Annotated in this window: 24 protein-coding genes; 14 read left to right on the forward strand and 10 right to left on the reverse strand. The window is 28.7% G+C overall.

Annotation, left to right across the window (positions count from 1 at the left end; translation table 11 throughout):
• The 3 genes from ABIV_RS11130 to ABIV_RS11140 are packed head-to-tail and all read right to left on the reverse strand — an operon-like array spanning nucleotide 1 to nucleotide 2,101.
• The gene (locus ABIV_RS11130; RefSeq protein ID WP_114839948.1) at nucleotides 1–831 is read right to left on the reverse strand and encodes a hypothetical protein; all 831 of its coding nucleotides are present in this window, start codon (nucleotides 829–831) and stop codon (nucleotides 1–3) included.
• A 47-nt stretch (nucleotides 832–878) separates the two neighbouring features.
• Nucleotides 879–1,511, reverse strand: a complete 633-nt coding sequence (locus tag ABIV_RS11135) for an SDR family oxidoreductase (RefSeq protein ID WP_228254298.1) — start codon at nucleotides 1,509–1,511, stop codon at nucleotides 879–881.
• On the reverse strand, nucleotides 1,499–2,101 hold the full coding sequence (locus ABIV_RS11140) for a DedA family protein (RefSeq protein WP_114839950.1): 603 nt from the start codon (nucleotides 2,099–2,101) through the stop codon (nucleotides 1,499–1,501). The genes ABIV_RS11135 and ABIV_RS11140 overlap by 13 nt, the downstream gene beginning before the upstream one ends.
• Before the next feature lie 125 nt (nucleotides 2,102–2,226).
• Here ABIV_RS11140 and ABIV_RS11145 point away from each other — a divergent pair, with 125 nt between their 5' ends.
• Both ABIV_RS11145 and ABIV_RS11150 read left to right on the forward strand, forming a co-directional pair.
• Complete coding sequence (locus ABIV_RS11145) at nucleotides 2,227–2,592, forward strand: hypothetical protein (RefSeq protein ID WP_114839951.1); 366 nt, start codon at nucleotides 2,227–2,229, stop codon at nucleotides 2,590–2,592.
• 110 nt (nucleotides 2,593–2,702) lie between these two features.
• Entirely contained in the window at nucleotides 2,703–4,439 is a 1,737-nt protein-coding gene (locus tag ABIV_RS11150) for an ABC-F family ATP-binding cassette domain-containing protein (protein ID WP_114839952.1), read from the forward strand.
• A 2-nt stretch (nucleotides 4,440–4,441) separates the two neighbouring features.
• Here the strand turns inward: ABIV_RS11150 and ABIV_RS11155 are convergent, their stop codons facing one another.
• Genes ABIV_RS11155 through trmD form a run of 4 tightly spaced genes read right to left on the reverse strand, consistent with a single transcriptional unit; the run spans nucleotide 4,442 to nucleotide 7,353 of the window.
• Entirely contained in the window at nucleotides 4,442–5,686 is a 1,245-nt protein-coding gene (locus ABIV_RS11155) for an SPL family radical SAM protein (protein ID WP_114839953.1), read from the reverse strand.
• A complete protein-coding gene (locus tag ABIV_RS11160) occupies nucleotides 5,683–6,219 on the reverse strand; it encodes a nucleoside phosphorylase-I family protein (RefSeq protein WP_114839954.1) in 537 nt (178 codons plus the stop codon). The genes ABIV_RS11155 and ABIV_RS11160 overlap by 4 nt, the downstream gene beginning before the upstream one ends.
• Before the next feature lie 33 nt (nucleotides 6,220–6,252).
• Entirely contained in the window at nucleotides 6,253–6,609 is a 357-nt protein-coding gene (gene rplS / locus ABIV_RS11165) for a 50S ribosomal protein L19 (RefSeq protein ID WP_114839955.1), read from the reverse strand.
• A 54-nt stretch (nucleotides 6,610–6,663) separates the two neighbouring features.
• On the reverse strand, nucleotides 6,664–7,353 hold the full coding sequence (trmD, locus tag ABIV_RS11170) for a tRNA (guanosine(37)-N1)-methyltransferase TrmD (RefSeq protein ID WP_114839956.1): 690 nt from the start codon (nucleotides 7,351–7,353) through the stop codon (nucleotides 6,664–6,666).
• A gap of 127 nt (nucleotides 7,354–7,480) precedes the next feature.
• Here trmD and ABIV_RS11175 point away from each other — a divergent pair, with 127 nt between their 5' ends.
• The 5 genes from ABIV_RS11175 to ABIV_RS11195 all read left to right on the forward strand — a co-directional run bounded on the left by ABIV_RS11175 (nucleotide 7,481) and on the right by ABIV_RS11195 (nucleotide 12,945).
• Nucleotides 7,481–7,846 (forward strand): hypothetical protein, encoded by a 366-nt coding sequence (locus tag ABIV_RS11175; RefSeq protein ID WP_114839957.1) that lies wholly within the window; start codon nucleotides 7,481–7,483, stop codon nucleotides 7,844–7,846.
• 102 nt (nucleotides 7,847–7,948) lie between these two features.
• The gene (gene metE, locus ABIV_RS11180) at nucleotides 7,949–10,225 is read left to right on the forward strand and encodes a 5-methyltetrahydropteroyltriglutamate--homocysteine S-methyltransferase (protein ID WP_114839958.1); all 2,277 of its coding nucleotides are present in this window, start codon (nucleotides 7,949–7,951) and stop codon (nucleotides 10,223–10,225) included.
• A 97-nt stretch (nucleotides 10,226–10,322) separates the two neighbouring features.
• Complete coding sequence (gene ilvA / locus ABIV_RS11185; RefSeq protein WP_114840515.1) at nucleotides 10,323–11,528, forward strand: threonine ammonia-lyase; 1,206 nt, start codon at nucleotides 10,323–10,325, stop codon at nucleotides 11,526–11,528.
• Nucleotides 11,529–11,616: 88 nt separating this feature from the next.
• Nucleotides 11,617–12,303, forward strand: coding sequence for a F0F1 ATP synthase subunit A (locus tag ABIV_RS11190; protein ID WP_114839959.1), 687 nt, complete (start codon nucleotides 11,617–11,619; stop codon nucleotides 12,301–12,303).
• Between the two features lie 75 nt (nucleotides 12,304–12,378).
• Nucleotides 12,379–12,945, forward strand: a complete 567-nt coding sequence (locus ABIV_RS11195; RefSeq protein ID WP_228254299.1) for a thiamine phosphate synthase — start codon at nucleotides 12,379–12,381, stop codon at nucleotides 12,943–12,945.
• Here the strand turns inward: ABIV_RS11195 and ABIV_RS11200 are convergent.
• Nucleotides 12,942–15,671, reverse strand: coding sequence for a RecB-like helicase (locus ABIV_RS11200; RefSeq protein WP_114840517.1), 2,730 nt, complete (start codon nucleotides 15,669–15,671; stop codon nucleotides 12,942–12,944). The genes ABIV_RS11195 and ABIV_RS11200 overlap by 4 nt on opposite strands.
• 111 nt (nucleotides 15,672–15,782) lie before the next feature.
• Between ABIV_RS11200 and ABIV_RS11205 the strand changes: the two genes are divergently transcribed.
• The 7 genes from ABIV_RS11205 (at nucleotide 15,783) to ABIV_RS11235 (ending at nucleotide 23,290) form a co-directional block, all read left to right on the forward strand.
• On the forward strand, nucleotides 15,783–17,606 hold the full coding sequence (locus tag ABIV_RS11205; RefSeq protein ID WP_114839960.1) for a GGDEF domain-containing protein: 1,824 nt from the start codon (nucleotides 15,783–15,785) through the stop codon (nucleotides 17,604–17,606).
• A 68-nt stretch (nucleotides 17,607–17,674) separates the two neighbouring features.
• Nucleotides 17,675–18,580: an acetylglutamate kinase gene (argB, locus tag ABIV_RS11210; protein WP_114839961.1), complete on the forward strand. Its 906-nt coding sequence runs from the start codon at nucleotides 17,675–17,677 to the stop codon at nucleotides 18,578–18,580.
• Between the two features lie 4 nt (nucleotides 18,581–18,584).
• Nucleotides 18,585–20,060 (forward strand): threonine synthase, encoded by a 1,476-nt coding sequence (gene thrC, locus ABIV_RS11215; RefSeq protein ID WP_114839962.1) that lies wholly within the window; start codon nucleotides 18,585–18,587, stop codon nucleotides 20,058–20,060.
• 148 nt (nucleotides 20,061–20,208) lie between these two features.
• Nucleotides 20,209–20,712 (forward strand): Rieske 2Fe-2S domain-containing protein, encoded by a 504-nt coding sequence (locus tag ABIV_RS11220; RefSeq protein ID WP_114839963.1) that lies wholly within the window; start codon nucleotides 20,209–20,211, stop codon nucleotides 20,710–20,712.
• A 10-nt stretch (nucleotides 20,713–20,722) separates the two neighbouring features.
• Complete coding sequence (locus ABIV_RS11225; RefSeq protein WP_114839964.1) at nucleotides 20,723–21,970, forward strand: cytochrome b; 1,248 nt, start codon at nucleotides 20,723–20,725, stop codon at nucleotides 21,968–21,970.
• The gene (locus tag ABIV_RS11230) at nucleotides 21,970–22,854 is read left to right on the forward strand and encodes a c-type cytochrome (RefSeq protein WP_114839965.1); all 885 of its coding nucleotides are present in this window, start codon (nucleotides 21,970–21,972) and stop codon (nucleotides 22,852–22,854) included. Before ABIV_RS11225 ends, ABIV_RS11230 begins: the two co-directional genes overlap by 1 nt.
• Nucleotides 22,855–22,894: 40 nt before the next feature.
• Nucleotides 22,895–23,290, forward strand: a complete 396-nt coding sequence (locus tag ABIV_RS11235) for a hypothetical protein (protein ID WP_114839966.1) — start codon at nucleotides 22,895–22,897, stop codon at nucleotides 23,288–23,290.
• 42 nt (nucleotides 23,291–23,332) lie between these two features.
• On the opposite strand, the gene ABIV_RS11240 is transcribed toward ABIV_RS11235, so the two are convergent.
• Both ABIV_RS11240 and ABIV_RS11245 read right to left on the reverse strand, forming a co-directional pair.
• The gene (locus tag ABIV_RS11240; protein WP_114839967.1) at nucleotides 23,333–24,004 is read right to left on the reverse strand and encodes a 16S rRNA (uracil(1498)-N(3))-methyltransferase; all 672 of its coding nucleotides are present in this window, start codon (nucleotides 24,002–24,004) and stop codon (nucleotides 23,333–23,335) included.
• A 1-nt stretch (nucleotide 24,005) separates the two neighbouring features.
• Nucleotides 24,006–24,410, reverse strand: coding sequence for a hypothetical protein (locus ABIV_RS11245; protein ID WP_114839968.1), 405 nt, complete (start codon nucleotides 24,408–24,410; stop codon nucleotides 24,006–24,008).
• Between the last annotated feature and the right edge of the window lies 1 nt (nucleotide 24,411).

The raw sequence follows: 24,411 nt of genomic DNA on the forward strand, positions 1-24,411 counted from the left end.
TTAAGCCCTTTTCATATTAAAAATAGATTTAATAAACCAATATAAAACAAATAAAAATAGTATTGGTAAAAGAATAGTTTGAAAGATAAAAACTATAATCAAATCAATAATATATTCACTTGAATTATCAACTGCTTTGCTATAATCATCAACCTTTTTTGTATAATATTCACTATCAAATTTCTCTACAATCTTATCAAAAAAAGAGCTCTCTTTTTTCTCATTTAAAGTAGCTTCATTTACTTTGCTTACATCCTCTTTAACTTTTACAATACTCTCATTTAAGTTCTCAATATTGTATTGTGGTTTTACAAAATAGTTATATGAGATATCATTTACATAACTTATCATAGGTATTGCAAAACGCAAAAAAAGTAAAATAAATACTATTTTAAAAAATATTTCTCTTAACTTATCATCTTTTCTAAAGCGTTTAAATAACCAGATATTTAAAATAATAACTCCAACTAATAGAATATAGTTATAAATATCATTTGTAACAAAATTTAAAAAGATTTTTTGAATTCCTAGTGAAGTCATACTTGCAAGCATTACAAGAGAAAATTGTTCTACTAAATCATTTATTGGATCAAGAACTTCTCCAATTGCTACTACAAAAAAAGGTAAAGATATCTCCGTACCTTGTGCTAAAGAGATAACTGCATTTAAAGCCTTTGCACTCCCAAAAACAATAATTGCTTGAGAGAAAGAGTCATCTATAAGTTTTTTTGCATTTGCATCTATTGTAAAAGTTATTGCACAAATAACAGCAATAATAGTAAAAGTAGATAATAAAAGTTTATTCCAGTTTTTTAAGATAAAAGTTTTCATTCTAAAAGTGTAGCACTTTTGAATGAAAAAAAAGTTAAAGATTTAAGTTATTTCTTTTTTATTTCAAGTCTTTGTGGTCTTAAAGTTATATCAGTAATCACGCCATCAAATTGTACTATTTCAAGTACTTGTTTAGCTATATTATCTGGATTTAAATGTGCATTTTTGTTATTTGAAGGTTCAAAATTAAACTCTTCAAAAAAATTTGTTTTTGTAAGGTCTGGATTTATATTTGTAACTCTTACATCAGAACGTCTTAACTCCTCAAAAAGAGCAAGAGAAAAGTTTCTTAGTCCTGCTTTTGTAGCAGTATAAAGTGCTGAAAACTTTGAGTGTCTTGTTGCTTCTATTGAAGAGATATTTATAATATGCCCTTTTGTTTTTTTTAAACTTCTAAGACAAAGATTTGTTAAAACAATAGGAGCAGTTAAATTTACATCAATAAGTTCCTGAATTTTATCTAAGCTAATCTCTTCATGGGGTTTAAAAACACCTACTCCCGCACAATTTATAAGTAAATCTATCTCAGCTTTTTTAAGCTCTTGTTTTACTTCTTTTTCTAAGGCTTTTTTATCATTTAATCGACTATTTAACCTAATAACTTCATAAGAGTTCTCTTCTAGAATTTTTGCTATTGCTTGCCCTATTCCAGAACTATAGCCTGTAACTATCGCACGCATGATTTTTTTCTTTTATAATACCAATATCCCATAGCTACAAGCCCTATAAGAATTGCAATTATGATATATCTTAGATACTCTTTTATTAAAGCTTCATTTCCACCAATAAAATATCCTAACATTGTTAGAATAACTACCCAAATTCCTGCACCTAAAGTTGTATAAATAGAAAAAGTAATTAAATTCATTTTTGCTAAACCAGCAGGAAAAGAGATATATTGTCTTACAGCAGGAATAAGTCTTCCTGAAAAAGTAGAGATATGTCCATGCTCTTTAAAGAAACCTTCTACTTTTGCAATTGTATCTTCACTAATAAAAAAATATTTTCCATATTTTATTAAAAAGGCTCTTCCATATTTAATAGCTAAAAAGTAGTTAAAAAGTGCTCCCGCTAGACTTCCTGCAATACCTGCAAAAATAGCCATAAACATATTCATCTCACCTTTATAAACTAAATATCCTGCTGGAATCATAACTACTTCACTTGGAAAAGGGAAAAAAGAGCTTTCTAAAAACATCATTAAAAATATTCCAATATATCCTAAAGCACCAACAGTATCAACAATATAATTTATAATAGGTTCTAACAAAACTACTCTCTTTTTAAAATTTTTAAAATATTAGCAAAAATTTTGTTAATGATGGATTTATACTTTTAAAGATTATTAAAAGAAAATAGTAGATAAGCTTATTTTATTAAATGAAAGGAATTTTTATGGGAGGAATATCAAACGCAACAGCAGAAAGTTTGTTAAATTTTTTTTTACTTATTTTAGTAATCATAGTTTTAACTATTTGCATATTTATACTTATTTTAAAAGAACGAAAACTTATAAAAATAAACCCTTTTTGGCTTTGGTCACAACTAATTCCTTTTTGGTCTTTTATTGCTATACCTATAACACTTATAAAAATAAACAAACAACTAAAAAAAATAGAGAATTTCTATAAAGCAACTTATAGTTGGATATGGTTTTTTACTTCTATTTTAAGTATATTTTTTGCTCCTATATTGATTTTAAATCTTATTAGTTTTATTCTATTTTACAAACAGTTACAAAAAGTAGGAAAAACTTTATAAAAAATGAATAAAATTAATAGTTTCTAAATAGCAAATTTATGAACATATAACCCTTTATATTTTATAATTGCGCACTTAAAAAATGAAAAATCTCATATAAAAAGAAAATCATGATAGAACTAATAAATATATCAAAAAGCTATCCAACAAATGAACTTTATAGTGAACTTAATCTTAGATTGAATTCAGGAGACAAAGTTGGATTAGTAGGAAGAAACGGTACAGGAAAGTCAACTCTATTTAAACTTATTTTAGGTGAAGAACCAGCAGATAGTGGAGATATAAACTTTCCAAAAGGTTATAAAATTGGTGCTTTAAAACAGTACTTTAATTTTAGTGAAAAAACACTACTTGATGAAACAGCATTAGCCTTAAGTGAAGAAGATAAATATAATATTTATAAAGCTGAAAAAATACTATTTGGACTTGGATTTACACAAGAAGATTTAGAAAAAGACCCAAAATCTTTTTCAGGAGGTTATCAAATTAGAATTAACCTTGCAAAACTTCTTTTAACAGAACCAAATATGCTTTTACTAGATGAGCCAACAAACTACTTAGATATCTTATCAATTAGATGGCTAAAAGCCTTTTTAAAATCTTTTAAAGGAGAAGTAATCCTTATTACTCACGATAGAGATTTTATGGATAGTGTTTGTACTCATACTTTAGGAATTATTAGAAAATCAGCATTTATGATTCAAGGTGGAACTAGAAAATTCTATGAACAACTTGCAAGTAATGAAGAACATTATGAAAAACAAAAAGTTGCTCAAGAGAAAAAAATTAAAGATCTAGAAGAGTTTATTGCAAAAAATAAAGCAAGAGCTGCAACAGCAACACTAGCTCAATCAAAAGTTAAGATCCTAGAGAAAATGGACATAATGGATGATTTAGAATATGATTCAAACTTAAAATTTGATTTTAACTATAAAGATACTGCTGCTAAGTTTTTACTTGAAGTTAAAGACTTAAGCTTTGGTTATACTCCTGAAAATATTTTATTTAAAGATATAACTTTTGCATTAAGTAGAGGAGAAACTTTAGGAATCATAGGAAAAAATGGTAAGGGTAAATCTACACTTTTAAATGTAATAGCAGGAGAATTAAAACAATTATCTGGAAGTGTTGATTATCATCCAAGTTGTGTTTTTGGACACTTTGGACAAACAAATATCTCTCACTTAAATAAAAATAATACTATTATGGATGAGATATATAGTGTGAATAATAAACTTGCTGAGCCTGTAATTAGAAGTATTTGTGGGCTAATGATGTTTAGTAAAGATAATGCAAAGAAAAAAATCTCTCTTCTTTCAGGGGGAGAAAAATCTAGAGTAATGCTTGGAAAAATCATTGCACAAGATGTAAACTTACTTTTCCTAGATGAGCCAACAAACCACTTAGATATTGACTCAATTGAAGCTTTAACAAATGCAATAAAAGCTTTTGAGGGCTCTTGTATTATAGTAACTCACTCAGAAGAACTATTAAGAGCTGTTTGTGATAGATTAATTGTATTTACAAATGATAAAGCAGACTATTTTAATGGAACTTATGATGAGTTCTTAGAAAAAATTGGTTGGGATGATGATGCAACAACGGAGAAAAAACCAGTTGCAAAACCAAAAGTAAATAAAAAAGAGAGCAAAAGATTAAGAGCTGCAATAGTTGCTCAAAAAAGTAAAGAAACAGCTCCAATAAAAAAAGAGATAGTAGAACTTGAAGCTTTAATTCCAACATTAAAAGCAACAGAAAAATCTCAAAAAGAATCACAACTACTTGAACTACAACTTAAACTAGAAAAAATGAATGCAGAGTTTGAAAAAAGGATGAAGGAAGTATAGTTTTATAACTTCCTTATCTTATTCATATAAGACATCTTCATAAACTCTTCCATTTGATTATTGGAGATGTATTCATAACCAAAAACATCTTTCCATAAAGAGACATCTTCCATACAAAGATAAAAATATACTTCACTATGCCAAGGTTTAAAAGTATCATAAGCTGACTTGAACATCTCTCTTTTTATCTCTAAAGGATAAGACTGCTTTCCATTTGCATCTTCAAAAGGCATTTGAAGTATTTTTGATTTAAAATTTCTACTTCTTATTTTTTGAATAACTGGTTTTATAAAAGTAAGTGTTCCAAAAGATACCAAAGCTACTTTTTTTGGATCAAAAGTAGCTATTAAAGTTTTATATACCTCTTCATACTCTTCTAAATAATTTTCATAATGAACTATTGGATGAAAGTGAAAACCTACAAGTACACCCTTATCACTCACTTTTTTTGCAGCTTCAATTCTTTTTTCTAAACTTGCTGCTAAGTGTTCTTCATTTTCAATAATTGTTGGCGTATTTAAAGACCAAGTACAAATTATATTTTTAGGAACTTCATTTTCTAAAAAGTATTTAATATTATTAGATTTTGTTTTGAATTCAAGTATCACATTTTGATTTTTTCTAGCAAAGTCAAAAAGAGCATCTAAAATTCCCTCTTTATTTCCCCACATCAAAGAATCAGAACTCTGCCCTGTTCCAATATGATAAATAAAATTTGAGTCAAGTTCTAAATTCTCTAAATTCTTTTTGAAATTAACATCAAAACCTATTTTATCTTGATTATAAAAAGATTGTATAGAACAGTAAGAGCAATCAAAACCACATGATTGGACTGCATCAAGAGTTAGAAGATTACAACACCTTGTATTAGGACTTGCAACGGGACATGAACCTAAAGCTGTTTTTTCTCCTTCAAAAGTTGTAAAAGTGAACTTTCTTACATCATCTTTATATAACTCTTTAGTAAACTTACTATATGAGTTAGGTCTATTTTTATACTCATTCCACTTGTTTCTAATATCATTAAAACACTCTTTTCTATTTGCATATTCATCTTTAAAAAGCTTTTCAAGTTCATCTTCATGCCACATCTTAAAGTCAATTGCAAAATCAATAAGTTGTTTTAACTCTTGATATGAGAACTCATACTCAAAAGCAACTTTTTTTATAAAGTTTTGATTTCTTTCATCTAGGTTTTTAAAATTTGTTTTTTCTATATTTGATTTAAATTTCTCTTCATAAGTCATAAATATATCTTTATTTTAGGATATACATTTTGTATAAGTGATATTATAAAAGATTTCTTAGGAATTTCAATATCCAAGTGGTCTGAAACTACTTTAAAAATAAAGCAGTTATCACAATATTTTTTTGAAATTTCTAAAAAATATTTAGCTTCCATATCTACAAGTAAAGTCTCTAAATCTTCATCGCTTTCTAAAGGTGTATCAACCGTTGTAATAGAAGCAAAATTAATCTCTTTTAAGAGTTTATTTGTACAAAAAAATGTTCCAATTTTTATAGAGCTATCACTACAACCAGCTATACCAATATTTATAGCCTTTGTTATATTATAGTTCTTATATACAAATTCTAAAGCTTCAATAGTTTTTTCTTTTCCTATTCCAGATACTAATAGGAGTATTTTCTCATCTTTATCTTCATATATTTTTGTACCAATTGGTAAGTTTTGAATAGTGTTGTTTTGTGTTAGTTTTAAAAAGTTAATAAAAGTTTGTGCTTCTGAGAGTAAGGCACAGTGAATTAAAGTTTTACTCATATAAGTAAAACTAAGGCAAAAGCCTTAGTTAAATTACTTTTTAAGCTCTTTAATTCTTGCAGCTTTACCTTTTAGTCCTCTTAGGTAGTGAAGTTTAGCTCTTCTTACTCTACCTCTTCTGATTACCTCAAAAGATTTTAAAGACTCAGAGTATAGAGGGAAAATTCTCTCAACACCAACAGAGTTAGCTCCAAGTTTTCTTACTGTAAATGTTGCATCAACACCGTTTCCATGTCTAGCAATTACTACACCTTCGAAAGTTTGAACTCTTTTTTTCTCACCTTCTTTAATCTCTACACCAAGTCTTACTGTATCTCCAGCTCTAAACTGAGGAATTTCTTTTTCAACAATTTGTGCTGCTTCAAAGCTTGCAATGTATCTATTTTTCATGTGTTCCCTTTGGTGAAAGTGCCCGCCTTTGCAAGACGCGGGGTATCACACTTATTATTTTGTTTTTTTATTTGTTATTAAACTTGGTCTAAAATATTTTGTCTTGCATATAGCCAAGTTATATTTTAAGGTGGCAATTTTACTATGGTTTCCCTTTAAGAATTCTTTAATGACGCTTAAATCTTGAAAATTTTCTGGTTTTGTAAAAGAAGGTGCTTCTAAAAGATTATTTTCATAACTCTCTTCTACTAAAGAATCTGAATTGCCAAGTACTCCTTCAACATTTCTTGCGATTGCGTCAGCCATAACTAAAGAAGGTAATTCTCCACCAGTTAAAATAAATTCTCCAATTGAAAATACTTCATTTGCATATTTTTCAATAACTCTTTCATCAATTCCTTCATATCTTCCAGATACAAAAACTATATTTTTCTTTTGTGCCAATCTTTTTGCATCATTTTGTTTAAAAGGTTTTGCAGCAGCAAGGGGAAAGATAATATAAGCTTCAGGATTTTTTCTTTTAATCTCATCTAAACAATCAAAAAGAGGTTGAGGCGTCATAAGCATTCCTGCGCCTCCACCTATCATTTGTTTATCTACTTTTTTATGTTTATTTTTCGTAAAATCCCTAGGATTATAGAACTCGTAAGATATGAAATTTGAATCTATTGCCCTTTTTAATATTGAATCATAAAAATATGGTTCTATTAAATTAGAGAATAAAGTTACAAAAGTAAATTTCAAAATTGACCTTAATTATTTTTTGAAATATTAACCTAATTTCATTTAAATTACTTAGATTTATAATGTTTATTACTTTTAAGTTTATATTAGCTATGTTTCTTTTTTAATTTTAAGAAAGGAGAAATAAGTGAAGTCGCCTAAAGGTTTTGGAAAAAACTATTTTACATTTGCTAGTATCTTAGCATACTCTGTTGAAGCAAAATTGCAAAACCTTGTAATAAAGGCAAAACATACATTACAGAAAAAATTATCTTCTGAAAATGATGAGTTTGATGAAAATGACCCTCCACTAGAAGAGGTCACTTTATGTTTATCAATCAATTTTAATAAACCTTGTCACTGTGATTGTTTTTTTAAAAGAAAAACAAAATTAGCAGTTGCACTTTTCAAATTCATACCTCGTTGCCCTTTTTATTGCAAGTTTTTTGCATTTAGACGAACAGGGGTACATCCACCATTACATATTCTAAATATCACAAATCATACTATTTAAATTTTACGCACGAAGATAATTATTTATCTTTATTTGTTTCTGCAAATGCAGAATGATATTTAGACACCATAACTGGTGCATGACTATTGAGGATAAAAAACGATGTCAAAATCATATGTAATAGGTTTTCCAAGAATTGGAGAACAAAGAGAATTAAAAAAAGTATTAGAAAACTATTGGTCAAAAAATTGTTCATTTGAAGAAGTAGAAAAAGAGGCAAAAGCTTTAAGAAAAAGACATTGGAAATATCAAAAAGATGCAGGTATAAAATATATTTCATCAAATGACTTTTCATTTTATGACAATGTTTTAGATACTTGTATTTTATTAAATGCTATCCCAAAAAGATTTAAAAACTTAAAAGATGAAGAACTATACTTCTCAATGGCAAGAGGAAATAAAAATAGTGTTGCTATGGAGATGACAAAGTGGTTTAATACAAACTACCACTACATAGTTCCAGAAATTTCATTAGAAGATGACTATAAATTAAATGCCTCAAAAATTATAAATGAGTATAAAGAGGCAAAAGAGTTAGGAATAAAAACAAAAATCAATCTTATTGGACCAATTACCTTTCTAGGTCTTTCAAAAAGAGTTGATAGAAAAGATACCTATGAACTGCACTCTAAAATTCTTCCAATCTATGAAGAACTTCTAAAAGAGATATCAAAATTGGATGAAGAACTTATAGTTCAAATTGATGAGCCTATCTTCGTAAAAGATAATGAAGAAAAAGTATTAAGCCTAATCAAACCAAGCTATGATAAATTAGCAAATGTAAGTAAAAATATCAAAATTGTTGTTGCAACATATTTTGAACACTCTAATGAAGCTACTAAAGTATTAGTAAATACTCCTATTTTTGGTTTAGCCCTAGACTTTTTATATGGAAAAAAGAATTTAAATATCTTAGAACTTATTGCAAACAGTGATAAAAAACTAATCGCAGGGGTAGTTGATGGAAGAAATATTTGGAAAAATGATATTAAAAAAAGCCTTGCTCTTTTAGATGAGATTTCAAAAAAAGTAGAAAAAGAGAATATCTTAGTATCTTCTTCTTGTTCATTACTTCATACACCTTTTACTTTAAGATATGAAGATAAACTAGACAAAGAGATAAAATCTTGGCTAAGTTACGCAGAAGAGAAACTTGATGAGATTCATCTACTTTCAAAACTATTTTTTCAAGGTAAATCTAGTCTAAATGAAATAGAAGCAAAAGATTTAGAAAAAAATATAGAAGCAAATAATAATAGAAAAACTTCACCTTTAATCCATGATGAAAAAGTAAAACAAAAAGTTGAAACCTTTACAAAATTTTCAAGAGAAAAAAGCTTTGAGCAAAGAATTAAAATACAAAAAGAGCTTTTAAAATATGAAGATTTAGCTACTACAACAATTGGTTCTTTCCCTCAAACAGCAGAGGTACGAAAAGCAAGAAGAGATTTTAAAAATAAAGAAATCTCAAAAGAAGAGTATGAGAAGCAGATGAAACAATATATTGATGAGTGTATTGCTTTTCAAGAAGAGTGTGAGCTTGAAGTACTTGTTCATGGTGAACCAGAGAGAAATGATATGGTTGAATATTTTGGAGAACAATTAAATGGCTTTGCTTTCTCTCAAAATGCTTGGGTTCAATCATATGGAAGTAGATGCGTAAAACCACCATTTATTTATGGAGATATAAGTAGACCAAAAGCTATGACAGTAGATTGGATTACTTATGCACAAAGCAAAACAAATAAAATTATGAAAGGGATGTTAACAGGTCCAGTTACAATTTTAAACTGGTCATTTGTTAGAGATGATAAAGCAAGAGATGAAGTTTCAAAACAAATTGCAGTAGCATTAAGTGATGAAATAGATGATTTACAAAAGAGTGGAATCAAAATAATACAAGTTGATGAAGCTGCTTTTAAAGAGGGTTACCCTTTAAGAGAGGAGAATATTAAAGCCTATGAATCTTGGGCAACAAGAGATTTTAAAATCTCAGTAAGTAGTGCTTATCCTGAAACTCAAATTCATACACATATGTGTTATAGTGAGTTTAATGACATTATAAAAACTATTGAAGCTATGGATGCAGATGTTATTTCTATTGAAACAGCAAGAAGTGGAAATGAGTTATTAAAAATATTTAAAGAGGTTGGTTATAAACAGGAAGTTGGACCAGGAGTTTATGATATTCATAGTCCTCGAATTCCAAGTGTAGAAGAGTTAAAAATACAAATAAAACTTCTACTTGAAGTTCTTCCAAAAGAGCAGTTATGGATAAATCCAGATTGTGGACTTAAAACAAGAAAATGGGAAGAGGTAATTCCTAGTTTAAAAAATATGGTTCAAGCAGTAAAAGAAATAAGAGAAGAAATTAGATAGAGCTTTAGGCTCTATCTATTTAAAAAGAGTCTTTATTTATCAATCTAAAAACTCTTTTTAGATAGTATTGCAAGGAAATTAAATGAAAAGAAAAAAGATGGTTACCCTAGATAATATAAAAGAAGCAAAAGAGAACTTAAAAGATGTTGCACAAAATACTCCTTTAACTTTAGCTCCAATATTAAGCGAACTTTTTAGAAGTGAAATCTACTTCAAAAAAGAGAATCTTCAATTAACAGGAAGCTTTAAACTAAGAGGAGCATACAATAGAATTGCAAACTTATCTCAAGAAAAAAGAGATAAAGGTGTAGTTGCAGCAAGTGCAGGAAATCATGCACAAGGTTTAGCTTATGCAGCAAAACAGTTTGGTTGTAATGCAACAATATTTATGCCTGAAGCAACACCTCTAACAAAAGTAAGTGGTGTTAAATCTCATGGAGCAGAAGTTGTTCTTACAGGGGAAAATTTCGATGAAGCTTATGCAGCTGCGATGAAATATAAAGAAGAAAATGGAGTTGAATTTATTCATCCTTTTGCTGATGATGATGTAATTGCTGGGCAAGGAACAATCTCATTAGAACTATTAGAAGAAATTCCTGATTTAAAACAGATTATTGTACCAATTGGTGGAGGTGGTTTAATTGCAGGTATTGCAATTGCTGCTAAAGCTATCAATCCAGATATTAAAATTATTGGGGTTGTTGCAAGTGGTGCAAGAGGAATGAAAGAATCTTATAAATCACAATCTCCTATTGATAGTGCAAGTGTTAGAACAATTGCGGATGGAATTGCTGTAAGAGATGTAAACCCAAAACTTTTAGATATTATTATTGATTATGTAGACCACATTGTAGAAGTAACAGATAATGAAATTGCAAATGCAATTCTATTTTTACTTGAAAAACACAAACTTGTAGTTGAAGGTGCTGGAGCAGTTGCAACAGCTGCTATTATGCATGATAAAATTGAGATAGAAGACTCAAAAGTTTGTGCAATTATTTCAGGTGGAAATATCGATGTAACTATGCTTTCTCAAATTATTGAAAAAGGTTTAGTGAAGTCATATAGAAAAATGAATCTAATTATAAAACTTATGGATAAACCTGGTTCTTTAACTAAACTAAGTGAGATTTTTAAAGAATGTGGTGCAAATATTGTACAAATAGATTATGATAGAGACTCAGTTAAATTAGAGTTCGGAGAAGCCCAAATTACTATATCTTTAGAGACAAAAGGTGAAGAACACCAAAGAGTAATTGGGGAAAAATTGAAACAGAATGGTTACAGATTTAAACAAATTTAGTTTTCTAATTAACATTTATAAAAAATTTAGTAAACAAAATATATAATGTGCGTTATATTTTAGTCATCAATGAAAAAAAAGGAAGAAAATGGAAGGAAGACTGTTTACATTCTTGGGTTCGATCGGTGGTCACGGACAAGAGTGGATCATTTTATCACACTTCGTACTAGTAGTAGGAGTTATCTTTTTACTAGCTAGAGCATCTACTAAAAAAATGCAACTTGTTCCAACTGGAACACAAAATGTTTTAGAAGCGTACATCCAAGGTGTTGTATCTATTGGAAAAGATTCAATGGGAGAAGAAAACGCTAGAAGATATTTACCATTAATTGGTTCATTAGGTTTAGTAATTTTCTTAAGTAACATGACTGGTGTTATTCCAGGTTTTGAATCACCAACTGCGAATATTAACTTTACTTTATCTTTAGCACTTATCGTATTTATTTACTATAACTATGTAGGTATTAAGAAAAATGGTTTTGTAAATTATTTCAAACACTTTATGGGACCTATGCCAATCTTAGCTCCATTAATGTTCCCAATTGAGATTATTTCTCACTTTTCAAGAATTATCTCATTATCATTCAGACTTTTTGGTTCTGTAAGAGGGGATGACATGTTCTTAATGGTATTATTAATGCTAGTACCATGGTTAGTTCCATTAGCTGGTTTCTTTATGTTAGCTGCTTTTGGTGTTTTACAAGCATTCATTTTCATGATTTTAACTTACGTTTATATCGCAGGTTCAGTTATGATGGAGCATGAAGATCACTAAATAAGTCTTCAAAAAATATAAAGAGGAAGAGTTTTTTTGACTCTTCCTTTTTTTTTGTCTAAATAAGAGGAAAACATGAGAGATGATTTGATTAGTTATTTAATAACTGATCCTAAGTATTATTCAAATGATGTAATACTTTTTGAAAAAAACTTAAGTAAAATTTTAAAAACAAAAAAAGTTGATATGGCTTGTTTTAGAGATAAAGAGTCTTCAAACTATGAAGAGTTAGCAGAAGTTTTTGTAAGAGTTTGTAAAGATTTTAATATAGGAAGAATCTTATTAAATGAAAACTACAAACTGGCAAGTGAATTAAATGCCCATGGTGTTCATTTGACATCTAAACAGTTTGATGAGATAAAAAATGCAAAAGAGTTAGACCTTTATACTATTATCTCATGTCATAGCTTTACAGATGTAGAAAATGCACAAAAAAAGCATGTTAATGCAGTTACATACTCTCCAATCTTTGATACACCAAATAAGGGTGAACCAAAAGGTATAACAAAGTTAAGAGAAGTAATTAGATCTTATGAAGATTTAGATGTAATTGCCTTAGGTGGAATTGTTAATGAAGACAATTTAAAACTAATTTCAAATACAAGAGCTTATGGTTTTGCATCAATTAGGTATTTTCTTTAGACCTTTTTGAGCTTAACTCCCTTCTCATTTAAATATATAATAAAAGAATAAACCTCATCATTTACTAATATATTTTTAATAGCTTTTTCATAATGGCTTACTTGTTCTATATGCTCTTGCAGTTCATCTCTTGTAGTTTTATAATCAAAGATAAAATATTTACCCTCTTTTTCAACTAATAAATCAATTATCTTTAACTCCCCTTTATAAATTAAAGATTGCTCTTTACTATAATTTGCATTTGAAGTTAAAGCTAAAAACTCTTCATGGGCTATTAATTGAAATACTCTAGCTTTTATGTTTGCTATATCACTCTCATCTAAGTAGTTTGAATATCTATTTTTTACAAGATTTATTGCTAAATGTAAAGATTTCTCATCAAAGTTATTCATCATCTCTAAGCAAAAGTGAGTTGCTATACCAAAATATTTTGCATGAAGAGTATATGCATTATCATTATCCTCTTCTACTTTTATTGGTTTCTCTTGTTTTCCTAAATCTAAAGCTTTATATATTACTTTTTCACTTTTTTCATAATTTTTAGTTTTATTATCACTTTTAATAACCTCACCTAAAGCTGCTATTTTTAAATCAAGTAAATCAAAAACTGATTTTTCTTTCTTTTTAAAGATTATCATATTCTTTTTAGCTCTTGTCATTGCTACATATAAAATATTTAACTCATCTTCAAACTCTAAAGCCTTCTCTTTTTTTAAAGCCTCTTTATACTCTATACTATAGTTATCTAAACCACCAATTTTATAGTAGATATTTTTTAGATTAACATTATCATATTCAAATAATAAATAATCTCTATTTGCTACTTTTTGTTTTATTCTATCTAAGAGTAAAACTGTATGAAACTCTAAACCTTTTGATTTAAATATTGTTAATATTTGTAACCCTACTTGTTCAGAGTTTTCAATTGAAGCATCTAACTCATCTATCTCATAAACAAAATCAACAATATTTTTATAAGAAGAACAAAGTTCTACAAACTTCATAACATTATCATCTGTTACATTTAAAAATTGTGCTATTTTTAAAACTGACTCTTGTACACTTCTATATTTTAAATCTATATTTAACTCAAAAGAACTCTCAGGGGCTTTACCTATAATTGCATTTAAATTCTCTTTATAAATACCTTCTTGAAAATATAGATATTTAATTGCATTAATAATAGCTTTTACATTCTCTTGATTTATAAGTTTTGAAGTCATCTCTGTACTAATTTTAAGACTTGGAAACATCTTTTTTAAATATGAATAAAGATTTAACACATCATCATTTGTATAGGTTAAAATTGCAATATCATTACTATTTACACCCTTTTGCATAAGCTCAGATATTTTCTTAGCGATGTTCTCATATTTCTCTTCACTTAATAAAGCTTCATCTTCAAAAACCTCAACATAACCATCTTTATGAACAGATATTTGGTCATGGTATTCATAAGAGTTCAACTTATTAAAAGCCTGATTTACATAGTTTACCACTTGCTCACAAGACCTATAGTTTGTATTTAAAACCTCAACATTTACCATGGGGTTTGTTTTTAATACATAATCAAAAAGTTCTCTTTTCCCACCTCTAAATCTATAAATAGATTGTTTTGTATCTCCAACATAAAAAAAAGTTTTAAATTCAGAACTTGAAAGTATCTCTTCAATCAAAGGTTTTAATATTTTATATTGTAAAAGTGAAGTATCTTGAAACTCATCTATCAAAATATGAGAGAAGTTAGAATCTAATCTAAAATATAGAAACTCTTTATCAATTTTAGTACTTAATAACTCATAACAAATATTTGAAATATCATCAAAGTGTAAATAATTTTTAGAGCTGTTATATCTTCTTTTGTACTCTTTAAAAAGATTATATAACTCAAACAATCTACTAAGAGAGAAAGCTGACCTAAGTTTATAATAGTTTCCTACTTCCTCTTTTGTTTTAGAAAAAAACTCTTCTAAGAGTTCATTTGAACATTTTTTAAAATATGAGTACTCTTCTGCCCTATCCTTTTCTAACCATTTTTTAGAAATCAACTCTTCAAAGTTTTCATAATCAACTGCTTTTATAGCACTATTTGAAGCATTTGGGCAGTTTAAGATGAACTCTTTTATTTTTAAAGCTTCTTGTAAAGCCTCTTTTTTTTGTATCTCAATTAGGGATAAATCAATATTAACAACATCAATAGTTTCTGCTTTTTCAAACATATTTTTAAAAACTTCAAAAATAGAGTTATATTTTTTATTTTCAAAAAGTGAAAAATCAATCAACTTATCAAACTCTTCTAAAGATAAAGACTCTAAAAACTTGCTACTAAGTTTTTCTACATCATCCTCTTTAATTTCAAAGTCATCATTTATTCCTGCATATCCACTAAACTCTCTTAATATTTTATTTACAAATTTATCAATAGTAAAAATTGAAAGAGCTGCATTACTAAAAAGATTAACTAAATATGATTTTTTTGAAAGAATTTGCTCTTTTGATAATTCAGACTCTAAAGCAATAGCGTTTAAATAGGCTTCATCTTCTCCCAACGAAAGAAGTGTTTTATAAATTCTTTCACTCATTTCATTTGCTGCTTTATTTGTAAAAGTTAAAGTTAGAATCTCTTTAGGAGTTGCACCTTTTAATAATAAAGTTATATATCTTACTGTTAAGGCAAAAGTTTTACCACTTCCTGCACTTGCTTTTAATGCTAAATATTTTTTCATAAAAGAATAATACAAAAATATCATTTAGATTAATTAATAAATATAAGATATTTTATATTTTTACTGTTATAATGTATTTTTAAATTATTATCAGCGAAGAAGAGTTACCAAATGCCAACAAAAAACAAAATCATACTACTTGTAATTTCGATAATCTCTTTTACCTTTTTTCTAATAACTATAGATATGGTTTATAACTTTAGAAATTATGGTATTCAATCTATTGATGATAAAGCAAAAGCAGTTGCTAAAACAATTGAACACTCCTTAACTTCACAAATGGTAAGTGGAGTAATTGATGATAGAGAACTTTTTTTAAGTCAACTAGAAGATATCCCTAATATTGATAAAATTTGGTTAAGCCGAGGTCAAAAAGTTATTGACATGTATGGAAAAGGTTTTAATAATGAAACAGCTAGAGATGAAGTTGATAAAGAAGTATTAAGAACAGGAGAAACTAAAAGAGTTGTTAATGATCAAATCTTTTCTCAAAGTACTTATAGAATTACTATTCCATATAATGCAACAAGCAAAGGCAAAATTAATTGTATGTCATGTCATACAAATGCAAATGAAGGTGATACCTTAGGTGCTATTTCTATTGAAATGTCTATTGATGATTCAAAACAAATTGGTATGAGAACAATTACAGATACTCTATTAATCGCTTTAGTTCTTATGATTGTTATTATCTTTTTACTTAACTTTATAATCTCACCTTTTCTTTCACTATTTGATTCAATTAAAAAAGTTATGAATAAAGCACAACAAGGGGATTATTCATATAGAATTCAAAATCCTAAAGGAAAAGAAGCAAAAGATGTTGCTCTTTGGATTAATGGTTTACTTGAAAAACTTGAAATTACCCTTGAGGCTATTGACTCAAAAATATCAATCTTCTTATCTGAAAATCATAAAGTTACGGACAAAGACCACTTAATCAATGTAAAAAATACAGTAGATAGATTATCAGATGTTTATAAATTTAGAAAAACTATTGAATATGATGAAACTATTGATGATGTATATAATAGACTTGCAGAAGTTCTAAAAATAAAACTTGGTATCACTAAATTTAATTTCTTCGAAATAAATACCATTACAAATGAGATAATCTTAGTTCATAGTGAAGCAAATGTTATTTGTAATATTTTTGAACAAGGATGTCGAGCAGATAGAACAAATACAACAATTGACTCAACACAATTTAAAGATATTTGTCCAGCCTGTCCTTCTTGTGATAAAACAAACTATTTTTGTGTTCCTTATGCTATTTCAAATGAACTTGATTTAATTATCTCAATTTATACTGAAACAGTAAATCAAACAATTGAAGTAAGAGAAATGATTCCTTATATTCAAGATTATGTTGATGCAGCTAAAACAGTAATAGTAAGTAAAAAGCTTATGAATATTCTTGAATATAATGCTCAAACAGATGCACTAACAGGCTTAAAAAATAGAAAATATTTAGAAGATGCTGTTTCTAAAATAACTTCTCAGACAAAAAGGTCAGGAATCTCTTATGGAGTACTTTTACTAGATATTGATTTTTTTAAGATGGTAAATGACACATATGGACATGATGTGGGAGATAATGCAATAAAATTAGTTGCACAAACATTAAATGAAAATATAAGAGAATCAGATATGGCTGTTAGATATGGAGGAGAAGAGTTTATTGTCTTATTATATAACTGTGATGAAAAAGGTGCTTTAGATGTTGCAGAAAAAATAAGAATCAACTTCTCTAAAAAAGATATTCCTACAGGTGGAACAACAACAATTAGAAAAACAATGAGTATTGGAGTTTCAATGTTCCCTGAAGATGCTCAAGATTTAGAAGAGTGTATTAAATACTCTGACCTAGCCTTATACAAAGCTAAAAATTCAGGAAGAAACAAAGTTATAAAGTTTGAGAGAACACTTCTTTAAAAATTAATACCTTAAGATTATTTTAGGTAAAATATTTGCCTTAAAAATAATAATCTTAGGGAACTTCTATGCAAAAAAAACAACACAAAGTACAAACCCTTCTTGATGCAATTCCTCATATTAAAAAATTCTATGGAAAAACTATTGTAATTAAATATGGTGGCTCTGCACAAACTTCTCCTGAATTAAAAGAAAAATTTGCAGAAGATATTGTTTTACTTTCACTTGTTGGAATTAAGCCTGTTATTGTTCATGGTGGTGGAGCAAGAATTTCAGAATTACTTGAAAAACTTGAAATCCATTCAGAATTTGTTGATGGACACAGAGTTACCTCTGAAGAGACAATGAGAATTGTAGAGATGGTACTAAGTGGAGAAATCAACAAAAATATCACATCTTTATTAAATCATCACGGTGCTAAAGCAATTGGTATTTCAGGGAAAGATTCAGCTATTATCAAAGCTACTCCAAAAGATAATGGTAAATTTGGATATACAGGTGTTATAACTGAAGTTAATGGTGCAATGATTAATAATCTTATTAAAGAGGGATTTATTCCTGTAATTGCTCCTATTGCAGATAGTGCAACACCAAATCATCCAGGATTTAACATCAATGCTGATGTTGCAGCAAGTAAAATTGCTCAAGCAATTGGAGCACAAAAAGTTCTATTTTTAACAGATACAATTGGTGTTTTAGATAAACAAGGAGAACTTTTAAACTCTTTAGATAAAAAAGATGTTGATGGATATAAAGCAGATGGAACAATAGCAGGAGGAATGATACCTAAAGTTGATTCATGCATAGACGCAATTTATAATGGTGTTAATAAAGCACACATAATTGATGGAAGAGTTGAACACTCTATTTTATTAGAATTATTTACAAGTGATGGAATTGGAACACAATTCTTAAGAAAAGATAATCCTAATAATGGTATCGATATGGAAAAACTATTAAATGATGAAGGATAAAAAAATGTTTATAGAAACTAGAGGAAATGATGGAGTAAAACCACTTGAGGTAAGCTTTTCAGATGCAATTTTAAATCCAAGTGCATCATTTGGTGGATTATATGTTCCAAAACAATTACCAAAATTAGAAGAAAACTTTTTACAAAATCACATTAACTCTTCGTATAAAGAGCTTGCATATGATATTTTAAAAGCTTTTGAAATTGATATTGAAGAAGAGGAAATCAAAAAAGCCCTTGACCTATACGATAATTTTGATGATGCATCAAACCCTTGTCCAGTAGTAAAAGTAAAAGAAGATTTATTTGTACATGAACAATATCATGGACCAACAAGAGCTTTTAAAGATATGGCTTTACAACCTTTTGGTTCAATTCTTTCTTCAATTGCTAAAAAAAGAGATGAAAAGTATTTAATTCTTGCTGCAACATCAGGAGATACTGGTCCTGCTGCATTAAATACTTTTAAAAATAAAGAGAATATTCAAATTGCTTGCTTATATCCAGATGGAGGAACTTCTGATGTTCAAAGACTTCAAATGGTATGTGAAGATGGAGAAAATCAAAAAATTATTGGAATAAAAGGAAATTTTGATGATGCACAAACGGCATTAAAGAATCTACTTAGTTCTCAAACTTTTAAAGATGAATTAGAAAAAGATGGTATTAAGTTAAGTGCTGCAAACTCTGTAAACTTTGGAAGAATTATTTTTCAAATAATTTATCACTTCTGGTCATATATAGAACTTCTTAAGCAAGAAGAAATATCTTTTGGAGAAAAAATTTATTTAGTAGTTCCTTCGGGTAACTTTGGAAACGTTCTAGGTGGATATTATGCAAAACATATGGGTGTTCCAGTTGAAAAGCTATTAGTTGCTTCAAATGAAAATAATATTTTAACTGAGTGGATTAATACTGGTGTTTACGATATTAGAAATAAAGAACTTATTCTTACAAAATCACCAGCAATGGATATTTTAAAATCTTCAAATATTGAAAGAGTTATGTTCTCATTATATGGGGCAAAAAGAACAAAAGAGTTATTTGATGACTTAAATAACAATAATATTTTTACTCTAACAGAAGATGAAACAAAACTTTTACAAGAAGAGTTTTCTGCAATTAACTCTGATGATGCATATGGAGCAAAAATTATTAAATCATATTTAGATGATGGATATTTAATGGACCCTCATACTGCAACTTGTATAAAAGCGTATGAAAACTTAAGAGAAAAAGATTTAAAAACAGTAATCTACTCAACTGCGGAGTGGACAAAATTCTCTCCAACAGTTTTAAATGCTTTAAATCAAGATAATAAAACTTATGCAGATAAAGAAGCTTTAGAAGAGATTTCTTCTAAATTTAATGCAACATTACCTCAATCTATATCTTCACTTTTTGAGGCAAAAGTAATGCATAATATTATCATAGAAAAAGAAAAAATTGAAGAAGAAATCATAAAATTTATTAAAGACTAAAATGTCTTTAATAAGTTTATCTTATAAAACTACTGTGTAGATTAACTACACACCTCTCAATAAATCGGTATTATTTGACCTTAATCATAATTTTTTAAGTAAATTAACTATATAATGTGTAGATTTAATTTTAAAATAAGGAAGCTAAATGTCTAACGAAACAAATAGACGGGATTTTCTAGGTTATACATTTGCAGCTGTTGCGGCAGTTGGTGGAGCTGCTTCACTTGTTGGTATGAAACAAGTGTGGGATCCATTACCAAGTGTATTAGCTAGTGGATTTACGAATGTTGAGCTTAATGGACTTAAAGCTGGTGAACCAATCACTGTTATGTGGAGAGGTAAACCAATTTTTGTTCTTAAGAAAACTGCAGATATGGAAAAATCAGATAGAGATTTAATCATCGGTGAAGATAGATACACTGTTGCTATTGGTCTTTGTACTCACTTAGGTTGTATTCCAGCATGGAAAAAAACACAATGGAAATGCGCATGTCACGGTGGTGAGTTTGATGCAAGTGGTAAACAAACTTTTGGACCTCCTCCAAGACCTCTTGATTTACCTCCATTCGCTGTTCAAGGTTCTCAGCTTGTTCTTGGTGAAGAAGGACCTGAATACAAAAAAATCGCTGCTGCGATGGCAACGGCATAAGGAGTAGTTTATGGCAAAATTTGAAAAAGCTAACTCTGTAGGTGAGTGGTTAGACCAAAGACTTAATACTACAGCATTAACTAAAGTTTTAATGACTGAGTATTGGATTCCAAAAGATATTAACTTCTTATGGGCAATGGGTGTTCTTTTAGCAGTAACATTTAAAATCTTAGTTATTTCTGGTTTATTCTTAATGATGTACTACAAACCAGATGTTGCATTAGCATTTGATTCTGTAAACTATACAATTATGCAAGAAGTTGCTTATGGTTGGTTATTTAGACATATGCATGGTGTTGCAGCTTCGGTTGTATTCTTAATTATCTATATTCACATGTTTACAGGAATCTACTATGGTTCTTATAAGCAAGGTAGAGAGATGATCTGGATTTCTGGTATGTTATTATTCATGACATTCTCAGCTGCTGGTTTCTCTGGATATATGTTACCATGGGGACAAATGTCTTACTGGGCTGCAATGGTTATTACAAACTTATTTGGTGGTGTTCCAGTTATTGGTGATGCATTAGTGGTATGGATTAGAGGTGACTTTAACGTTGCTGATGCTACATTAACAAGATTCTTCATGTTACACGTATTCTTATTACCAATCGTTATTATGGGTATTATTGGATTACACTTCTATACATTAAGAATTCCTCACGTTAACAACCAAGAGGGTGCTGATATTGATTATGATGCAGAAGCTGAAAAATATTTAGCAGGAAATAAAAAAGAAGCTAAAGTTATTCCTTTCTGGCCTATCTTTATCTCTAAAGACTTTGCTATTTTAGGTATTTTCTTAATTTTCTATTTCTACTTAGTATTCTTCCATTATAATTTTGCAATGGACCCAGTAAACTTCGACCCAGCTGATGCAATGGTAACTCCTGCGCACATTTACCCAGAGTGGTATTTCTTATGGTCATATGAAGTATTAAGAGGTTTCTTCTTTGATGTTGGTCCAGTTAAAGCATTTGATATTGGTTTAATGGCATTTGGATTTGCAAACGTTATTTTCTTAGTATTACCATGGTTAGATAGAGACCCTGCAATTTTACCAGCTCACAAAAGACCTGGATTTAGAGTATGGTTCTGGATTTTAATGGTTGACTTAATTGTATTAACTGTTTATGGAAAATTACCTCCAACAGGTATTAATGCTTGGGTTGGATTTGCTTCAGCTTCAGTATTTATTTTATTATTCGTAGCATTACCATTCATTACGAAAGCAGATGCTAAAAAGAGAGGTGCATAATGAGAGAATTAAAAATATTAGCAGTAGTAGTAGCATTTACTCTTGTTACTTACTGGGGTGTTGAGCCATTCGCACACTCTCAAATGCATCCACATGTAGATCCAGCGGATTATAAATTCACTGATGTACAAGAAGATGTAAAAGATGTTAATGCTTTAACTGGTGATGCTCAAAATGGTGCAGCATTAGTTCAAGCAAACTGTACAGCTTGTCACTCTATTGAAAAAGAAGGTTTCCCTCAATTAATGGATAACGCAAGTGCAGCAGCAGCTTATGGTGTTGTTCCACCAGATTTAAGTTCTGCAGGTAAAATTTATAGTGCTGATTATTTAGCAGCATTCATTAAAGATCCTGTAAAAGCTTCAAAAGTTGCTCACAAGTTCCAAGATGGTAGAGTTCATCCAATGCCAGGTTATGGTTGGATGCAAGCACAAGAGATTGCAGATATGGTAGCATACTTACAATCTATTTCTCCAAAAGAGATGACAAACAAAGAAGTTTTTGTTGACGCATGCCAAAGATGTCACGGTATCAAATATGGTGATATGAAAGGTGGTTCAATGGCAGCTAAAACTCCAGATGAAAACATTAAAGCTTATATGGGTAAATTACCTCCAGATTTATCACAATACATTAGATCAAGAGGTGAGTCTTACTTACATACATTTGTTAATGATCCTCAAAAACATTTAGAGGGTACAGCAATGCCTAGAGTTGGATTAACTGAGGAAGCTGAAACACAAGTAATTAAATATATGCAAGAAGTTGGTGATTCTAAAAAAGCTGAAAGAGAAGCTTTAGGACCTAAATTCTTAATTTATCTAGTTATTTTCGCAATTTTCGCTTGGTTATGGAAAGCAAGTAAATGGAGAGAAGTTCATTAAGAACTTCTTTTCTAATAATTAAACTCATAGGGGCTTATAAATGAAATTATTAAATATTTTAGCAGCAGTGGCACTAACTGTTACTATCTCTTCTGCACAAGATGTTATGCAAAAATCTATGAATATCATGGAAAAAGGAATGAGTGAAATTCAACAAGGTTTCTTAAATAACAATGTAGACTTAATTAAAAGTGGTACTGAAAAAGTTAGAAAAGGAAATGAACTTTTTTCTGACAAGAAAGTAATTGCTCAATACTTACCGGAGAACAAAAGACACATGGTTAATATTGCAGCAAATGCAGCAGAAAGAATTAAACTTGATGCTAACGTTTTAGAATTAAATCTAGAAAACAAAGCATATATTGACGCAGCTAATGCATATTCTGATATGATGAATGCATGTGCTAGATGTCACTCAATTGTTAGAAGTTGGTAATTAAAATAAAAAGATAAACTTTTGTTTATCTTTTTATTACTCTTAAATTATAATTTTAGAAACTGCACTAATCGCAGCTGTTTCACTCTTTAAAATCAAACTAGAATCAAAACCTACAATCTTATCTTCTTGAAAAAGTTTTCTTTCATCTTTTGAAAAACCACCTTCACAACCTAGAAGTAAAGTTTTAATTTCACTCTTTTTATCTTCAACATTTAAAGTTGAAAAATCTAATAAATATACCTCATCATTTAATGATAAAAACTCATCTAAACTCTTGCAAACTTCAAGTTTAATAATTGAACTTCTCCCACATTGAGAAGAAGAGTTAATAAGTATTTTTTCTAACTTTTCTAAATTTTGTTTAAAATTCTTTTGAGAATATTCACAATAAATAAAAGTAATTTTTTCTAAACCTAATTCATTTAAAGAGGCAATACTCTTCTCAACTGTTTTAGGGTCAACTACACACCAAGCTAGATGTAAACTCTTTTTATTTTCAACTATTTTTTCTTCAAAAGATACAAGTTCTAATCTTGCATCCTTTCTATTTATTTCAATAACTTTATAAAGATAGATATTTTTATCATTTAAGTTTCTAAAATATATCTCATCATTTAATTTTTGTCTTCTTGCTTTAAAAAGATATTTATAAACCTCATTATCTACAGTTAAAAACTGTTCAGAAGCATTTTCATGATAGGTAAATTGCATTTTAGAAAATCTTTGAGATAATATATACTGCAACTAAAACAGAAATTTCAATTGTATATATCTTTTTTGCATATACCATAAACTCTTCTTGTAATTGGATATCAGTAGTTTTAATAACTCTCATTTTTTTATATCTTTTAATCTCAATTACAAGTAAAAAAATTGCAGCAGCAATCATTAAAACAACAGTAAAAGAGAAATGCTTAGCATAAGCAGAAACTATTGCACCAGTATACATTACAATTGCATTTGTTAAATGGTATAAAGGTGTCATAAACTTTAATCTTTTTGCAAGGGGTAAAAACTCTTTTGCAGTTGAAACAGAGTATAAATTAAAAATCATAACTGCTAAAAAGAAATATATTGCAAATACGTGTGTGACTACGGCATCACTCATTAAATCCATG

Origin of the sequence: Halarcobacter bivalviorum (assembly GCF_003346815.1) — a bacterium.
In the GTDB taxonomy this organism is placed as follows: Bacteria; Campylobacterota; Campylobacteria; order Campylobacterales; family Arcobacteraceae; genus Halarcobacter; species Halarcobacter bivalviorum.

Excerpts from the sequence above, each read along its gene's own strand:
- ABIV_RS11130 (WP_114839948.1), bottom strand. The coding sequence starts at position 831 with ATGAAAACTTTTATCTTAAAAAACTGGAATAAACTTTTATTATCTACT.
- ABIV_RS11135 (WP_228254298.1), bottom strand. The coding sequence starts at position 1,511 with ATGCGTGCGATAGTTACAGGCTATAGTTCTGGAATAGGGCAAGCAATA.
- ABIV_RS11145 (WP_114839951.1), top strand. The coding sequence starts at position 2,227 with ATGGGAGGAATATCAAACGCAACAGCAGAAAGTTTGTTAAATTTTTTT.
- ABIV_RS11150 (WP_114839952.1), top strand. The coding sequence starts at position 2,703 with ATGATAGAACTAATAAATATATCAAAAAGCTATCCAACAAATGAACTT.
- ABIV_RS11155 (WP_114839953.1), bottom strand. The coding sequence starts at position 5,686 with ATGACTTATGAAGAGAAATTTAAATCAAATATAGAAAAAACAAATTTT.
- ABIV_RS11160 (WP_114839954.1), bottom strand. The coding sequence starts at position 6,219 with ATGAGTAAAACTTTAATTCACTGTGCCTTACTCTCAGAAGCACAAACT.
- rplS (WP_114839955.1), bottom strand. The coding sequence starts at position 6,609 with ATGAAAAATAGATACATTGCAAGCTTTGAAGCAGCACAAATTGTTGAA.
- metE (WP_114839958.1), top strand. The coding sequence starts at position 7,949 with ATGTCAAAATCATATGTAATAGGTTTTCCAAGAATTGGAGAACAAAGA.
- ilvA (WP_114840515.1), top strand. The coding sequence starts at position 10,323 with ATGGTTACCCTAGATAATATAAAAGAAGCAAAAGAGAACTTAAAAGAT.
- ABIV_RS11190 (WP_114839959.1), top strand. The coding sequence starts at position 11,617 with ATGGAAGGAAGACTGTTTACATTCTTGGGTTCGATCGGTGGTCACGGA.
- ABIV_RS11195 (WP_228254299.1), top strand. The coding sequence starts at position 12,379 with ATGAGAGATGATTTGATTAGTTATTTAATAACTGATCCTAAGTATTAT.
- ABIV_RS11200 (WP_114840517.1), bottom strand. The coding sequence starts at position 15,671 with ATGAAAAAATATTTAGCATTAAAAGCAAGTGCAGGAAGTGGTAAAACT.
- ABIV_RS11205 (WP_114839960.1), top strand. The coding sequence starts at position 15,783 with ATGCCAACAAAAAACAAAATCATACTACTTGTAATTTCGATAATCTCT.
- argB (WP_114839961.1), top strand. The coding sequence starts at position 17,675 with ATGCAAAAAAAACAACACAAAGTACAAACCCTTCTTGATGCAATTCCT.
- thrC (WP_114839962.1), top strand. The coding sequence starts at position 18,585 with ATGTTTATAGAAACTAGAGGAAATGATGGAGTAAAACCACTTGAGGTA.
- ABIV_RS11220 (WP_114839963.1), top strand. The coding sequence starts at position 20,209 with ATGTCTAACGAAACAAATAGACGGGATTTTCTAGGTTATACATTTGCA.
- ABIV_RS11225 (WP_114839964.1), top strand. The coding sequence starts at position 20,723 with ATGGCAAAATTTGAAAAAGCTAACTCTGTAGGTGAGTGGTTAGACCAA.
- ABIV_RS11230 (WP_114839965.1), top strand. The coding sequence starts at position 21,970 with ATGAGAGAATTAAAAATATTAGCAGTAGTAGTAGCATTTACTCTTGTT.
- ABIV_RS11235 (WP_114839966.1), top strand. The coding sequence starts at position 22,895 with ATGAAATTATTAAATATTTTAGCAGCAGTGGCACTAACTGTTACTATC.
- ABIV_RS11240 (WP_114839967.1), bottom strand. The coding sequence starts at position 24,004 with ATGCAATTTACCTATCATGAAAATGCTTCTGAACAGTTTTTAACTGTA.
- ABIV_RS11245 (WP_114839968.1), bottom strand. The coding sequence starts at position 24,410 with ATGGATTTAATGAGTGATGCCGTAGTCACACACGTATTTGCAATATAT.